General features: G+C 65.3%; 10 protein-coding genes. 5 read left to right on the forward strand and 5 right to left on the reverse strand.

All coding sequences use genetic code 11. The features are described 5' to 3' along the window. Positions 1-12: 12 nt before the first annotated feature. Positions 13-714, forward strand: a complete 702-nt coding sequence (locus ACIPZ8_RS25615; RefSeq protein WP_060507321.1) for a response regulator transcription factor — start codon at positions 13-15, stop codon at positions 712-714. Between the two features lie 6 nt (positions 715-720). Continuing rightward, a complete protein-coding gene (locus ACIPZ8_RS25620; protein ID WP_400729286.1) occupies positions 721-2019 on the forward strand; it encodes an ATP-binding protein in 1299 nt (432 codons plus the stop codon). On the opposite strand, the gene ACIPZ8_RS25625 is transcribed toward ACIPZ8_RS25620, so the two are convergent. The 5 genes from ACIPZ8_RS25625 to wecB are packed head-to-tail and all read right to left on the reverse strand — an operon-like array spanning position 1994 to position 10309. Further along, positions 1994-3085, reverse strand: coding sequence for a diguanylate cyclase domain-containing protein (locus tag ACIPZ8_RS25625; protein WP_400729289.1), 1092 nt, complete (start codon positions 3083-3085; stop codon positions 1994-1996). The two genes, ACIPZ8_RS25620 and ACIPZ8_RS25625, sit on opposite strands and share 26 nt — an antisense overlap. Positions 3086-3145: 60 nt before the next feature. Continuing rightward, entirely contained in the window at positions 3146-3985 is an 840-nt protein-coding gene (locus ACIPZ8_RS25630) for a DUF4434 family protein (protein ID WP_400729292.1), read from the reverse strand. Further along, positions 3985-6987 carry a phage receptor gene (locus tag ACIPZ8_RS25635; protein ID WP_400729296.1) on the reverse strand — a complete coding sequence of 1001 codons (3003 nt, stop codon included), beginning with the start codon at positions 6985-6987 and terminating at the stop codon, positions 3985-3987. Before ACIPZ8_RS25635 ends, ACIPZ8_RS25630 begins: the two co-directional genes overlap by 1 nt. Further along, entirely contained in the window at positions 6984-9158 is a 2175-nt protein-coding gene (gene nrfB, locus ACIPZ8_RS25640; protein ID WP_400729299.1) for a cyclic di-3',5'-guanylate-activated glycosyltransferase NrfB, read from the reverse strand. Before nrfB ends, ACIPZ8_RS25635 begins: the two co-directional genes overlap by 4 nt. Then, complete coding sequence (gene wecB / locus ACIPZ8_RS25645; protein WP_400729302.1) at positions 9155-10309, reverse strand: non-hydrolyzing UDP-N-acetylglucosamine 2-epimerase; 1155 nt, start codon at positions 10307-10309, stop codon at positions 9155-9157. Before wecB ends, nrfB begins: the two co-directional genes overlap by 4 nt. A 196-nt stretch (positions 10310-10505) precedes the next feature. On the opposite strand from wecB, the gene ACIPZ8_RS25650 reads away from it, so the two are divergent. The 3 genes from ACIPZ8_RS25650 (at position 10506) to yiaY (ending at position 13912) form a co-directional block, all read left to right on the forward strand. Next, on the forward strand, positions 10506-10937 hold the full coding sequence (locus tag ACIPZ8_RS25650) for a PACE efflux transporter (RefSeq protein WP_400729304.1): 432 nt from the start codon (positions 10506-10508) through the stop codon (positions 10935-10937). 185 nt (positions 10938-11122) lie between these two features. Beyond that, positions 11123-12685: a threonine ammonia-lyase, biosynthetic gene (gene ilvA / locus ACIPZ8_RS25655; protein ID WP_400729307.1), complete on the forward strand. Its 1563-nt coding sequence runs from the start codon at positions 11123-11125 to the stop codon at positions 12683-12685. Positions 12686-12763: 78 nt separating this feature from the next. Then, complete coding sequence (yiaY, locus tag ACIPZ8_RS25660) at positions 12764-13912, forward strand: L-threonine dehydrogenase (RefSeq protein ID WP_400729310.1); 1149 nt, start codon at positions 12764-12766, stop codon at positions 13910-13912. Positions 13913-13934 lie beyond the last annotated feature (22 nt).

Here is a 13934-nt window from a genome sequence, read left to right on the forward strand (position 1 = left end):
AAGCAAACTTCTATGCCCAACATTCTCCTGGTCGAAGACGACAGTGCGCTGTCCGAGCTGATCGCCAGCTACCTGCAACGCAACGATTTCCATGTCCGGGTGATCGCCCGTGGCGACCACGTGCTGGATGCTTTTCGGCAAGACAACCCCGACCTGGTGATTCTCGACCTGATGCTCCCCGGCATCGATGGCCTGCAACTGTGCCGCCTGCTGCGCCAGGAATCACAGAGCCTGCCGATCCTGATGCTGACTGCCCGCGACGACAGCCACGACCAGGTGCTGGGCCTGGAGATGGGCGCCGATGACTACGTGACCAAGCCCTGTGAACCACGGGTATTGCTGGCCCGCGTGCGCACCTTGCTGCGCCGCAGCAGCGTCAACGAACCGCGCCTGGACAACCACCAGATCCTCATCGGTGGCCTGCGCATCGACCTCGCCGAGCGGCTGGTCAGCTGGCGCGGCGAGGAAGTGGAACTGTCCAGCGGTGAATACAACCTGCTGGTGGTGCTGGCCCGCAATGCCGGTGTGGTGCTCAGCCGTGACCGTATCCTCCAGCAACTGCGCGGTATCGAGTTCAACGGCACCGACCGCTCGGTGGACGTGGCCATTTCCAAGCTGCGCCGCAAGTTCGACGACAGTGCCGGCGAGGCGCGCAAGATCAAGACCGTGTGGGGCAAGGGTTACCTGTTCAGCCGTGTCGAGTGGGAGTGCTGACGCACCATGTTGAAGATCCTGGTGCGCCTGTATCTGGTGATCATCGTCGCTTACGCCGGGGCGCTGCTGTTGATTCCGGACACCATTGTCGGCCTGTTCCACGACCGCTTCATGGCCTACAACCTGGACCAGGCCAAAGGTGTGCAGTCGCTGATCGTCCGTCAGTTCCGCCAGGCGCCAGAAGCGCAATGGCCAGCGGTGGAGGAGGACCTGGCCAGGGCCTTCGCGCCACTGGAAGTCAAGCTGCTGCGCAGCGAGAAGGCAGGCCTGAGCCCGGAGGAACAGGCGCGCCTGGAACAGGGCCAGTACGCCGTGCGCATCGGTGACTGGGGCTACTACCAAACCGTGCTGGCACCACTGGACAAGGATTGGCTGGTCAGCCTGCATTCGCCGCCAGATCCACTGGACATCAACGTGTTGTCCTGGGGCGTGACCGTGCTGATCGGCGCGGCGATGCTCGGTTGCCTGCTGCTGTGGGTGTGGCCGCACTGGCGTGACCTGGAGCGCCTGAAGGAAACCGCCCGGCGCCTGGGCCAGGGGCAGATGGCCGAGCGCACGCACATCTCGCCGCACTCGAACATCGGCGAACTGGCAGGGGTGTTCGACACCATGGCCAGCGACCTCGAACGCCATGTCAACCAGCAGCGCGAGCTGCTCAACGCGGTCTCCCACGAGCTGCGCACACCGCTGACCCGGCTGGATTTCGGCCTGGTGCTGTTGTTCGACGAGGTGCCACCGACCAGTCGCAAGCGCCTGCTGGAACTGGTCGGGCATGTACGCGAGCTGGACGAGCTGGTGCTCGAACTGCTGTCGTACAGCCGCCTGTACAATGCCGACCAGGTGCGGGAACGGGTCGAAGTGTCGTTGCTGGAGCTGGTTGACAGCGTGCTCGGCGGGTTTGCCGAGGAGCTCGATACGCGGGGTATCCAGTGGGAAGTGCAGGCCGAGGACAACTTGCCACGCTTCGTGCTGGACCCGCGACTGACCGCCCGGGCCGTGCAGAACCTGGTGCGCAACGCCATGCGCTATTGCGATGAAAGCCTGTTGCTGAGGTTGCGCCTGGAGGCGGACGGTGCCTGCCTGTTGACCGTGGAAGATGACGGGATCGGTATCCCGGCCGAGGAGCGCGAGCGGATTTTCCAGCCGTTCTACCGCCTGGACCGCAGCCGCGACCGCAATACCGGCGGCTTCGGCCTGGGCCTGGCGATCAGCCGCCGGGCAATCGAAGGGCAGGGCGGGACGCTGAGCGTGGCGCAGTCTGCCTTGGGTGGGGCGCAGTTCAGGATTCGCTTGCCAGCGGGCTAGTCCACAGCACGAACCGGTCCTTGCCGTTGTGCTTGGCCTGGTACAGCGCCTGGTCGGCGCGTACCAGCGCCATGCTCAGGTTTTCCCCGCTTTCGACCCGCGCCAGGCCGATACTGATGGTCACGGGCGGCACGCCAAGGTCGTCGCGCACGCGCTCGCACAGCGCGCCGACCCGTTGCTCGGCCCCTTGCTGGTCCAGCCCTTCGAAAAAGATCGCAAATTCCTCGCCACCCAGGCGGGCGAACTCATGGCCGGCCACGCCTGCTTTGATATGCATCGCCACCCGTTTGAGCACTTCATCGCCAATATCATGCCCGAAGCGGTCATTGACCCGCTTGAAGTTGTCGATATCGATCATCGCCAGGTACTGCCTGGCTGTTGCCTGTTGCAGCCGGCGCTCGACGCTGGCCATGAACGAGCGGCGGTTGGGGATGTCGGTCAGGGCGTCGACGTAGGCTTGCTCCAGCAGCACCTTGGACAGGTAGAAGTTGTGCAGCTTGGCCTGGCGCATCTGCAGGTAGCTGTAGATCACCAGGCCGCTGAGGAACACCGCGTAGCTGATGAGCATGGCGCCTTCGAGTTGATCGGCGTCGATACGGGTGTGGTAGAACGGGTTGAGCATCACCCAGGTGATGACCATGGCGCAAAAAAACGACCAGCGCCGCACCGGCAGCACCGACACGGCATACAGCACGGTCGATACGCCGAGCACCAGCCACACCGGGCGCTGGGGCTCGGGAATGCCATCGATCACCAGGCGCATGCCCAGGGTGATGACGCTGATGAACAGCAGGTTGAGCACGTCGAAATGGTGACTGCGACGGGTGAAGCGCAGCACCACGGTGAGGCTGCCGAGCAGGGCGATGAACAGGTAGGACAGCCCGCTGAAGCCTTGGTCTCCGAGGAAGCTGACGATCAGGTCGAAGATCAGCCAGATCAGCGTGCTGACGCAGAACACCAGCATGCAGAACGGGCGCATGGATTCGAATTCGTGCTGGCGGAACTCGGCGCGCAGGGCGGCGGGGGCGACCTGCTTGCGCACGTGCTCTTCGATGGTCTTGAACATCGGTGGGCTCCTGGGAGTACTGCATGGCCTGTTCGGGCCTCTTCGCGGGTACAGGTTGACTCAATTCTGTGGCAGAACACCCCGGGCCCACGGCCGGTAGCGCAGCGCAAACACCGCTTCGACATGGCACCCTGCATTCAGCTTCGGCTCCGCAGCCTCAGCCCGAAATACCTGCCCCGGCGCACTCATCTGGCGAAACGCCTCGCGCACTATCCCCACCCGGCACGGCAGCGCCTGTTCGTAACGCTGGCGCACCAGCGGCGGCAAGCGCCCGGTCCCGGCACCGTCCTGCCACCACACGGTCAAGCCCAACCCGGCCAGTTGATCCAGCCAGGCGCCATTGACCCGCGGTGCCAGTTTGCCGGCACTGAACGCACTGATGTGCAGCGGCTTGTCCAGCCGCCGGTTGAAGGCCTGCAACTGGCTGTACAACGCCTCTCGGCGATCGGCATCGCGAAAATGCAGGTCGTCCAGCTCCATGGGCAGGTACCAGCCGACGACAGGCAGCTGCCAGTCCGTGCGAACCTTTTGGTATTGGCCCAGCGAACGGCCCAGTTGCGATTTCCAGTAGTTGTTCAGGCCGTCACCGTCCAGTTCCTCGATGCGCTGGTAATAGGCCGGGTCCAGGTACAGCCCGAGCACCAGCTCCAGGCCTTGGGCGCGGGCCTCGCGCAGGCTGTTGGCCAGCCAGCCCTGGGCACCGCCGAAATCACTGTCGCCGTAGGCACTCCACTGCACGATCAGGGTCTTGCCCCCTTGCGCCCTGGTGGCGCGCCACAGTTGCTGCCACTGCGCCGGGGTCACGGCAGCATCGCGATTGAGCGGCTGGTAGAACAGGCGCTGGTCGGCCACGGCCGGCAGGCAAAGGACGAGCATGCAGATGGCCAGGAACGTACGCATCAGAAGGTCATCTCCGCGCCAACCAGCACGCCATTGGCGCTCTTGTAGAGGTTGCCACCCAGCGACTGCTGGTACTCGGCACGCACTTTCAGCGAGCCGCGGTAGGCGTTGTAGCGGTCGTCGTCGAACCACCATTGCCAGCGCACACCGACCCCGGCACGGGCGTCCTGGCGCCAGTCGTTGCTCGGGTCCTGGCTGGAGAACTCGAAGAAGCCGTAAGGCATGAGCGTTTGTGGCGAGTTGCCGGGCAGCTTCCAGGCATGGCCCTGCTGGTAGCGCGACAGCCAGGCGTGGTCGCCGGCGCGGGTCCACCAGGCGGCATCGAGGTAGAGGAAGCGCTCGTTCCAGTCGTCTTCGTCGACCCGCCAGTCGTTGCGCCAGTCGCCCTGGTCGAGGAACGAGGCGGTGGCGCGCAGCAGCAGGTCGTTGCTCGATTCGGCGTGGTGGCGCAAGTCGCCCCAGTTGCCGCCGACCTTGGCCGGGCTCAGCAGTTCGCCAAGGCTCAGGCCGCTGTAGTGGTCGTCGTCGATCTGCCGTTGGTGGTACAGCTCGGCATACAGGTTGAGGTTGGCCTGGCCCAGCGGCTTGTAGCGCAGGCCGACGCCGGTGCCCATGCTTTGCGCGTAGTCGGTACGGCTCTGCCCACCGAACAGCACACGGCCATAGACCGACAGGGTGCTGCCGTTGCGGCTGGGCTCCTCGCCCAGGGCGTGGTCCCACATGGCCAGCTGCACGTTCTGCGATTGCGCACGCCGCGAGGTGCCGCTGCGCTCGCCGTTATCGAGGAACTTGTCGTTGGTCGAGGTACCGGCGGGCGACCAGGTGCTGGCCAGGGTGATGGTGTCGCGCCGTGACAGGGTTTCGTGGGCGCGGCGCTGGCGGTACTTGCGGGCTTCGAGGCTGCCGTATTCGTCGTCGCCATCGACCAGGTTCTCTTCCACGTCGATCACCCGGCGCAGCTCGCGGCGTGCGGCGGCGCTGTTCTCGGCTTCGTCGTAGCGCAGGGCGAGGGTCTCGCCCAGGCGATAGTCCTCGGGGAAATCGTGGGTGGCGCGTTCCAGATAAGGGATCGACTGCTGGCGCTGGGCCTTGTCCTGGGAGCCGGCCAGGCGCATGCCGTAGTCGGCACGATAGCGCGGCTGGTTGGGCTCAAGGCGCACGGCTTCGGCCAGCCAGGCGGTGCTCTGCTCACTGTCGCCGGCCAATTGTGCCGTGCTGGCGGCGGCGTAATAGTGGTCGGCACGCGGGTTGTGCGCCAGGGCCTGGCGCTGGAAACCCAGCGCCGCGTGCAGGTCGCCCTGACGTTGCGCGATGGCGGCACCCAGCGCCCAGTCATCGGCGCTGTTGTGTGCGGCGGCGTCCCAGTAGCGGCGGGCGGCGTCGGCGTCGCCTGCATTCAAGGCACCACGGGCGGCGGTCAGGCGGGCGTTGTCGTTCCAGGCGCTGGCCGGCAGGTTGCGCCAGATCGGCATGGCCGCTTCGGAATCGCCGGCCGCTTCCAGGGCGTAGGCCAGGGGCAGGCGGTTGCCACTGTCACCCAGACGTTCGGCGGCCTGGTAGTAAACCACCGCTTCGCCGGGTTGATCAGGCATGGCGCAGCGGCCCAGGGCCCGGAACTGACCGGCTTCGGTCGGGTTCGCCGGGATGGCCCGGCGCACGGCGTCGCACTGGCCGTTTTCAGCCAGGCGGCCGAGCAACTGGGCGCGGGTATTGGCGTCGACCCTGGGGATCAGCCCGAGCATGCGCTGGCTGTTGAGCGGGCCATCGTTTCGGGCATAGATATTACCCAAGCGCTGCAGCAAGGAGGGTGTCAATCGCCCTTGGCGACGGTCATAGGCCTGCTCGAGCAAGGTGCGGGCGTGCTCGCTCTGGCCTTGTTGCAGCAACAGATAGGTTGCTTGCTCAAGCGCAGCCAGGTCACCGTTCTGGCGGTAGCGTTTTTCCCACTCGGTGGCTGTGCGGGGTTGTGGCGGCTGCACCGGGTCGCCATACAGACGCTGCTTGAGCACTGCATAAGCGCGCGGGTCTGCGCTGGCCGGGCAGTCCTTGAATTGTTCGCGGGCAACGTCTGGGTCACGGCGTGACAACCAGTCGACGGTCTCCAGGCAAGGGCGCTGCAGCTCGTTGCTCAGCTGCCGTACCAGCGGCGCGTCATCCCCTTCAAGGGCCAGCTCCCACAACTGCTGGCGTTGCTCAGGTTGCTGCAACTGCTCGGTGGGCAATTTTTCCAACCAGCGCTGCGCCAGTTGGTTGTGGCCGACGGCGATGGCCCGATTGGCCATGGCCAGGCGCGTCTGGTTGGCGACTTCGGGGGAGGGGGCGCTTTGCAGCAGCTTTTCCAGGCCCTTTTCGTCGACCTGCTGGACATAGGCGTTGGCCAGGCGCTGCCAGTCTTCGGGCGGCAATTGCCCCTTGTCGGCCAAGGGTTGCAGTTGGTCGATGGTTTCCTTCCAGTTACGCAGTTGCTCGGCGAAGTTGGCCCGGGCCAGGCGCAGCACCTGGCCATCGTCGCGGGGCGGCAGCTGGTTGAGCCACTCGAGGGCTTTGCCGGCACCACCGAACTTGGCCAGGCTCAGGCTGTAGGCCTGCCACAGGCGTACCCGTTGGGTGCCATCGACGCTGGCCAGCCAGCCTTCCACCTGGCTGGCCGCTGGCGGGTCCTGCTCGATCCAGGTCAGGCGCAGCGCCTGCAGGGCATTGGCGTATTCAGGGCCATTGCCTAGCTGCTCGGCCATGGCTTCGGCGTCCTTGTAGCGTCGCTGGTGGGCCAGGGCTTCGACCAGCAGCGAGCGGGCTTCGTCGTTGTTCGGCACGCGGCTGAGCACATGGCGGGTCAGGCGTTCGACTTCGGCCCAGTTGTCCTTCTTCGCTTCGCGGTAGCTGCGTTCCATGAACGGGTAGCTGGTGAAACGCTGGAATTCGGTCATGGGGGCCGCCTGGGTCGCCAGCGCGGTGGAACACAGCAACAGCCCGGAAAGGGTGAGGGACAGACGCGGCTTCATGCCACCTCCCGGATCAGGTCAAAGGCAGCCTGCTGTTCGCTGGTTTGTTCGGCGAGGGCCTGTTGCAGCACTTCTTCGGTGATGATGCCGCGGGCGATCAGGTGCTCGCCGAGGCTCTGCTGCTCGGAGTCGAAATCGATCAGTGCCTGGTTGAACAGGGTGACCGGGACCATGCCGCGGACCTGCAAGAGGGCGCCCAGCATCACCTGGTGGTGGCTGACCCGCTCGAGCAGTTCGGCATCATTCTGATGCCGCTCCAGCACGGCGAGCATGTCGTGGGTTTCGGGTGTCTGCCAGGGGCTCGGGTAGTGATAGCGCAGGCCCAGGGTGACCCGGCCCTGGGGGGCCAGGCGGCAACTGACCGGGCGTTTCAGCTGGCGGCTGATCACCCCCAGCGACACCTGGCTGACAGGGCTTTCGCTGGCCAGCACCAGGGTGTTGCCGTCTTCGGCGACCGGCAGCACGCCATAGTGCGTGGCCAGCCGACGCGGCAGCTGGGCTATCAGGTGTGCATCGAGCTTGAACGGGTTGAGCGGGGCCCAGGGCAGGTCCAGCTGCTCGGCCAACGTTTGCACAAGCTGCTCGCTGTTCAGCCAGCCCCGCAGCAGCAATTCGCGGCCCAGGCGCCGGCGCACCGGGCTGGTGATCGCCTGCTCCAGCTGTTCCTCGGTGATGTAGCCCTTTTCCACCAGGCGATGGCCCAGTGGCGTGCGCGCTGGCGAGGCGAGGGCGGGGAACTCGTGGGTGGTCTTGTCCCACGCCACCCGCCGCGAATCGCCCATCTCCATGACCTGGCGCAGGGCGCGCAGGTTGGCGAAGAAGTTGACGAAGTTGCTCCACATCATCCGTGGCGCCGACAGCAGTCCCTCGAAGATGCCGTAGTAGCGGGTAACGAACCAGCCGCGCTGGAACAGGCGGTTGACCAGCATCAGGCCATTGAGCCAGAGCAGGGTGGTGAGCAGCTGGCTGTCGCTGAGAATCGACATGAAGCGCCAGGAGTCCGGGGCAATCACGGTCACCAGCCACATGGCCAGCAGCACCAGCAGCAACAGGTTGACCAGGAAGCTCAGCAGGTAGGCGAACAGGCCGCGGCGGTCACGCCAGAGGAAGTAGTTGAGCGCGCCAGTGCGGCTCCAGCCAAGGTTGCTGGTGCCCTGGAAGACGATGCCGACGATCCACCGCGACTTCTGCCGGATGGCGTGCTGCCAGTCGCGCGGGAAGTGCTCGCGCACGCAGATCACCTGGGCGAACTCGCGGCTCATGCCCGGCCGCCACTCGTGCTTGAGGGCCAGCGCCGGGTCGGTGACCGAGTAGCGGGCGAAGATGCACTTCATGCCCTTCTGCTTCAGGCGAAAGCCGATGTCATAGTCTTCGGTCAGGCTCTGCACGTCGAAGGCGATGCCATCGCCGTCTTCGAGCAGGGCGCTGATGGCGCGACGGCTGAAGCAGGTGCCGACACCGGCACTGGGTACCTGGCCGGTCAGCGCTTCGCGCACGATCACGTCCTTGCCGTGGTTCTCGGCGAACTCGTCGACGTAGTGCCCGGCGGTGAAACCCTTCCATTCCGGCGCGTAGGGGTACACCGGGATCTGGATCATGTCCTTGTTCGGCAACAGGTAGTTGAACAGGCGCAGCTCCATGGGCGAGATCACGTCTTCGGCGTCATGCAGGATGAAACCGGCGAACTCGATCCGGGCATCGTCCTGGAAGCGCAGGATGGCGTCGATGATGTTGTTCAGGCAGTCGGCCTTGCTGGTGGGGCCGGGGCGCGCGCAGACCACCTTGTGCACGTTCGGGTAGTGCAGGCACACGGCGTCGACGTCGGCCTGGGTCTGCGGGTCGTTGGGGTAGGTGCCGACGAAGATCTGGTAGTTCTCGTAGTCGATGGTCGAGGCTGCCAGGCGCGCCATTTCGCCAACCACGCCCACTTCGTTCCAGGCCGGGACCATGATCGCCAGGGGTTTTTCCGCGACTTCGAACAGGCGTTTCTCGTCGGCCTTTTCGTATTTGTCGTAGATGCGAAAGCGGCGGATCAGCTTGCGGCTCCAGTAGCACAGGTCGATGAACAAATCGTCGAGGCCGAGCAAGAACATCAGCGAGGCGAGGGTGATCGCCAGGACTTTGAGGCCGAACAGCACATAAGTGAGGAAATCGATGAAGACCAGGCTCATGCGTCATCTCGCGGGTTGGCCGTTTCTGCGAACCAGCGTGTCAGGCGCTCGGCGATGCGCTCGCTGGCGTGGCCGTCACCAAACGGGGTGTACACTCGCGCCATGCGTGCGTAAGCCACCGGGTCGTCGAGCAACTGGCGGGTTTCGTCGACGATGCGTTCGGTCAGGGTGCCCACCAGCTTGACCGTGCCGCCCTTGAGCACGGCGGGGCGCTCGGTGACCTTGCGCAGCACCAGCACCGGCTTGCCGAGTGCCGGGGCCTCTTCCTGAACGCCGCCGGAGTCGGTGAGGATGACCTGGGCGCGGTTCATCAGCCAGACGAAGTGCGGGTAGTCCTGAGGGGCGATCAGGTGGATGTTGCTGCGGTTCGACAGCACGCCATACACGGCCTGCTGCACCTGCGGGTTGAGGTGCACGGGGTAGACGAACTGCACGTCGGGGTAACGTTCGGCCAGCTGCGCCAGGGCCAGGCAGATACGCTCGAAGCCAGGGCCGAAGTTCTCCCGGCGGTGGCCGGTGATCAGCACCATGCGCTGCTCGGGGCGTAGCACGCTCAGCGGTGAGTCGGCGGTCGGCTGCCATTGCCGTTCGGCCAGGTGGTCGCGCATCCACAGCAGGGCATCGATGACGGTGTTGCCGGTGACTGCGATGTGCTCCGGCGGCACGCCTTCACGAATCAGGTTGGCGTCCGAATCGCGGGTCGGGGTGAAGTGCAGGTCGGCGAGCACCCCGGTCAGGCGCCGGTTGGCTTCTTCGGGCCAGGGCTGCTGCAGGTTGCCGGTGCGCAGGCCGGCTTCGACATGGCCGATGGGGATGTGCCGGTGGAAGGCCGCGAGGCTGGCAATGAAGCTGGTGGTGGTGTCGCCGTGGACCAGCACGATGTCGGGCCTGACCTGCTCGTAGGCGTGGTCGAGCTTGTCCAGCAGGTCGCGGGCCAGGCCGTTCAGGGTCTGGTTCTGGGTCATCACCTTGAGGTCCTGGTCGACGTTCAGGCCAAAGGCGGTGAGCACCTGCTCGAGCATCTCGCGGTGCTGGCCGGTGGAGCAGATATGCAGGTTCACCTCAGGCCAGGTGCGCAGCACGCGGGCCAGCGGGGCCATCTTGATTGCTTCGGGTCGGGTGCCGAACACCATCATCACGCAATACGCCATCGTCTTGTTCCTCGTACGATTCCCTGGACGAAGTGGTAGGACATGTCGCTGCTTGCAAGTGATAGATACAAGCAGTCGCATGCAGGGTTGTCCAATGCGTGGCCGGTGATGACGCGCATCAATCAAAACGATTTGGCGCTTTTGCTTGGGGCCTTCATCTTGTAGTTTTGTAGGCCGATTTTTCTGGGAGCAGAACATGCAAGGCAAGGCGCGCAAGATCGTCCAGGCCATTCTCTACGAAGCCATTGCCGTGGCTTGCGTGGCACCGGCACTGGAGCTGGCGTTCGGGGCCGGGATGGCAGAGTCGACGGTGCTGTCGGTGCTGATGTCGGGCATCGCCATGAGCTGGAACATGGCCTACAACTGGGCCTTCGAGCGCTGGGAGGCACGCCAGCACAAGCGCGAGCGCACGCTGCTGCGCCGGGGGCTGCACGCGCTGGGCTTCGAGGGCGGGCTGGTGCTGATCCTGCTGCCATTGGTGGCGTACTGGCTGGATGTCAGCCTGTGGGCGGCGTTGCTCACCAACCTGGCCCTGTTCGTGTTCTTCTTCGTCTATGCCTTCGTCTTCCAGTGGGGGTTCGACAAGGTGTTCGACGTGCCGCTGTCGGCGCAACCAGCAAAGTGTTGACTTGGCCAGCGCCGGCGGGATAACGTCCTACCCCATGAAAACCTTCCCGCACGTGAACGCCATTATTATTACCGCCATTATCAGCTTGGCGGGCTAGCGCTTACGTGCACCGAACCCGCCCTGGAGGCGGGTTTCTTCTCTCTGACTCCTGGGCAACGTGAAAAAAAGCCAAGGAGTTGCAATCGATGACCAGCCTCAACGTCAGCCCTCGTACCCCGTCCACCCCGCAGCAACTGTTGTCGGAACAGGTGCGCCGTATCCTGTCCGCGCCGGTGTACGACCTGGCCATCGAGACGCCCTTGCAAGCTGCCCCCGCGCTGTCTGCCAGCCTCGGCAACCAGGTGTTGCTCAAGCGCGAAGACCTGCAACCGACCTTCTCGTTCAAGATCCGCGGTGCCTACACCCGGCTGTCGCGCCTGACCGCTGCTCAGCGCGAACGCGGCGTGATCACCGCCTCGGCAGGCAACCATGCCCAGGGCGTGGCCCTGGCGGCTGCGCACCTGGGCATGAAGGCGACCATCGTCATGCCCACCACCACGCCGTCACTGAAGGTCGAAGGGGTGCGCTCGCGGGGTGGCCACGTGGTGCTGCACGGCGAGAGTTTTCCGCATGCCCTGGCCCACGCACTGAAACTGGCCGACAGCGACGGGGCGACCTTCGTTCCGCCGTTCGACGACCCGGACGTGATTGCCGGCCAAGGCACCGTGGGCATGGAGATCCTGCGCCAGCAGCCGGGTGCGCTGGACGCGATCTTCGTGCCGGTGGGCGGTGGCGGGTTGGTTGCGGGCATTGCTGCCTACGTGAAATACCTGCGCCCCGAGGTCAAGGTAATCGGTGTCGAACCGGAAGACTCCAACTGCCTGCAGGCTGCCATGGCGGCGGGCGAGCGGGTGATCCTGCCGCAGGTCGGTACCTTCGCCGATGGCGTGGCAGTGGCGCAGATCGGCGCCCACTGCTTCGAGCTGTGCCGGCATTTTGTCGATGAAGTGGTGACCGTCAGCAGCGATGAGCTGTGCGCGGCGATCAAGGACATCTACGACGATACCCGCTCGATCACCGAACCCTCGGGTGCCCTGGCCGTGGCCGGGATCAAGAAGTACGTGGCCCGCGAGGGCGTGCAGGGGCAGACCCTGGTGGCCATCGACTCCGGCGCCAACGTCAACTTCGACCGCCTGCGCCACGTGGCCGAGCGCGCCGAGCTCGGCGAGCAGCGCGAGGCGATCATCGCCGTGACCATCCCCGAACAGCCCGGCAGCTTCCGGGCGTTCTGCCAGGCCCTGGGCAAGCGGCAGATCACCGAATTCAACTATCGCTATTACCCAGGCAAGGAAGCGCGCCTGTTCGTTGGCGTGCAGACCCACCCGCTGCACGACCCGCGCGAGCAGTTGCTGGCCAGCCTGCGCGGCCAGGGCTACAGCGTGCTTGACCTGACTGACAACGAACTGGCCAAGCTGCATGTGCGCCACACCGTGGGCGGGCATGCAGCGCCAGGGGCCGATGAGCGGGTGCTGCGCTTCGAGTTCCCCGAGCGGCCAGGGGCGCTGCTGGGCTTCCTGGAGCGGCTGGGCAAGCGCTGGAACATCAGCCTGTTCCATTACCGCAACCATGGCGCGGCCGAAGCGCGAGTATTCGCGGCGCTGGAAGTGCCGGCCGACGAGCAGGCCAGCCTGCCCCAGGCGCTGGACGAGATGGGCTACCGCTACTGGGACGAGACCGATAATCCGGCTTACCGGCTGTTCCTTGGCTAACGTTGCTCTGGATCAACATCCGGGGCAGTGAACGGGCGGATCCTCGTTGGCAGACAGACCCACCAGGAGGATCCGGTCATGAGCAGCACCTTCTTCATTCCGCCCGTGAACATCATGGGCATCGACTGCCTCGACGAGGCCATGGCCGCGATTGCCGGTTATGGCTTGCGCAAGGCGCTGATCGTTACTGACCAGGGCCTGGCCAAGGCCGGAGTCGCTGCGCGCATCGGGCGCATGCTGGCCTTGCAGGATATCGACTCGGTGGTGTTCGACGGTGCCAAGCCCAATCCCAGCATCGCCAACGTCGAGGCGGGCCTTGCCGTATTGCAGCGGGAGCGCTGCGACTGCGTGGTGTCGCTGGGCGGTGGCTCACCCCATGACTGTGCCAAGGGCATTGCCCTGTGCGCCACCAACGGTGGGCATATCAGTGACTACGAGGGGGTCGACCGCTCGCGCAAGCCGCAGCTACCGCTGATCGCCATCAACACCACGGCAGGCACGGCCAGTGAGATGACCCGTTTCTGCATCATCACCGACGAGCGCCGCCACGTGAAAATGGCCATCGTCGACCGTAACGTCACGCCGATCCTCTCGGTCAACGACCCGGCGCTGATGGTTGCCATGCCCAAGGGGCTGACGGCGGCCACCGGCATGGATGCGTTGACCCACGCCATCGAGGCCTATGTGTCGACGGCGGCCACGCCGATTACCGATGCCTGCGCACTCAAGGCCATCAGCCTGATCAGCGAAAACCTGCGCCAGGCCGTGAACGACGGCAACGACCTGCAGGCGCGGGAGAACATGGCCTATGCGCAGTTCCTGGCGGGCATGGCCTTCAACAATGCCTCGCTGGGTTACGTGCATGCCATGGCGCACCAGCTGGGCGGTTACTACGACTTGCCCCATGGCGTGTGCAATGCGGTGCTGTTGCCGCATGTGCAGCGCTTCAATGCCAAGGTCAGTGCCGCGCGCCTGCGCGATGTGGCCAAGGCCATGGGCATCAAGGTCTGCGGGCTGGATGCGGAGCAGGGCGCGGGGGCGGCGATTTCGGCCATCGAGCACCTGGCGGCGGCTGTGGGCATTCCGGCGGGGTTGGCGGAGCTGGGGGCCAAACTCGAGGACGTCGGCATCCTGGCGGCCAATGCCCTGAAGGATGCCTGTGGGCTGACCAACCCACGGCCGGCCAGCCAGGACGAGATCGAGGGGATTTTCCGGGCAGCATTCTGATCACTGCCATCATGGGCTGAAG

Source organism: Pseudomonas sp. NPDC089422 (assembly GCF_044749405.1).
In the GTDB taxonomy this organism is placed as follows: domain Bacteria; phylum Pseudomonadota; class Gammaproteobacteria; order Pseudomonadales; family Pseudomonadaceae; genus Aquipseudomonas.

What these genes read in the sequence shown, in the direction of transcription:
- yiaY (WP_400729310.1), top strand. Translation starts at nt 12,764, where the DNA reads ATGAGCAGCACCTTCTTCATTCCGCCCGTGAACATCATGGGCATCGAC.
- ACIPZ8_RS25635 (WP_400729296.1), bottom strand. Translation starts at nt 6,987, where the DNA reads ATGAAGCCGCGTCTGTCCCTCACCCTTTCCGGGCTGTTGCTGTGTTCC.
- ilvA (WP_400729307.1), top strand. Translation starts at nt 11,123, where the DNA reads ATGACCAGCCTCAACGTCAGCCCTCGTACCCCGTCCACCCCGCAGCAA.
- ACIPZ8_RS25620 (WP_400729286.1), top strand. Translation starts at nt 721, where the DNA reads ATGTTGAAGATCCTGGTGCGCCTGTATCTGGTGATCATCGTCGCTTAC.
- wecB (WP_400729302.1), bottom strand. Translation starts at nt 10,309, where the DNA reads ATGGCGTATTGCGTGATGATGGTGTTCGGCACCCGACCCGAAGCAATC.
- ACIPZ8_RS25625 (WP_400729289.1), bottom strand. Translation starts at nt 3,085, where the DNA reads ATGTTCAAGACCATCGAAGAGCACGTGCGCAAGCAGGTCGCCCCCGCC.
- nrfB (WP_400729299.1), bottom strand. Translation starts at nt 9,158, where the DNA reads ATGAGCCTGGTCTTCATCGATTTCCTCACTTATGTGCTGTTCGGCCTC.
- ACIPZ8_RS25650 (WP_400729304.1), top strand. Translation starts at nt 10,506, where the DNA reads ATGCAAGGCAAGGCGCGCAAGATCGTCCAGGCCATTCTCTACGAAGCC.
- ACIPZ8_RS25615 (WP_060507321.1), top strand. Translation starts at nt 13, where the DNA reads ATGCCCAACATTCTCCTGGTCGAAGACGACAGTGCGCTGTCCGAGCTG.
- ACIPZ8_RS25630 (WP_400729292.1), bottom strand. Translation starts at nt 3,985, where the DNA reads ATGCGTACGTTCCTGGCCATCTGCATGCTCGTCCTTTGCCTGCCGGCC.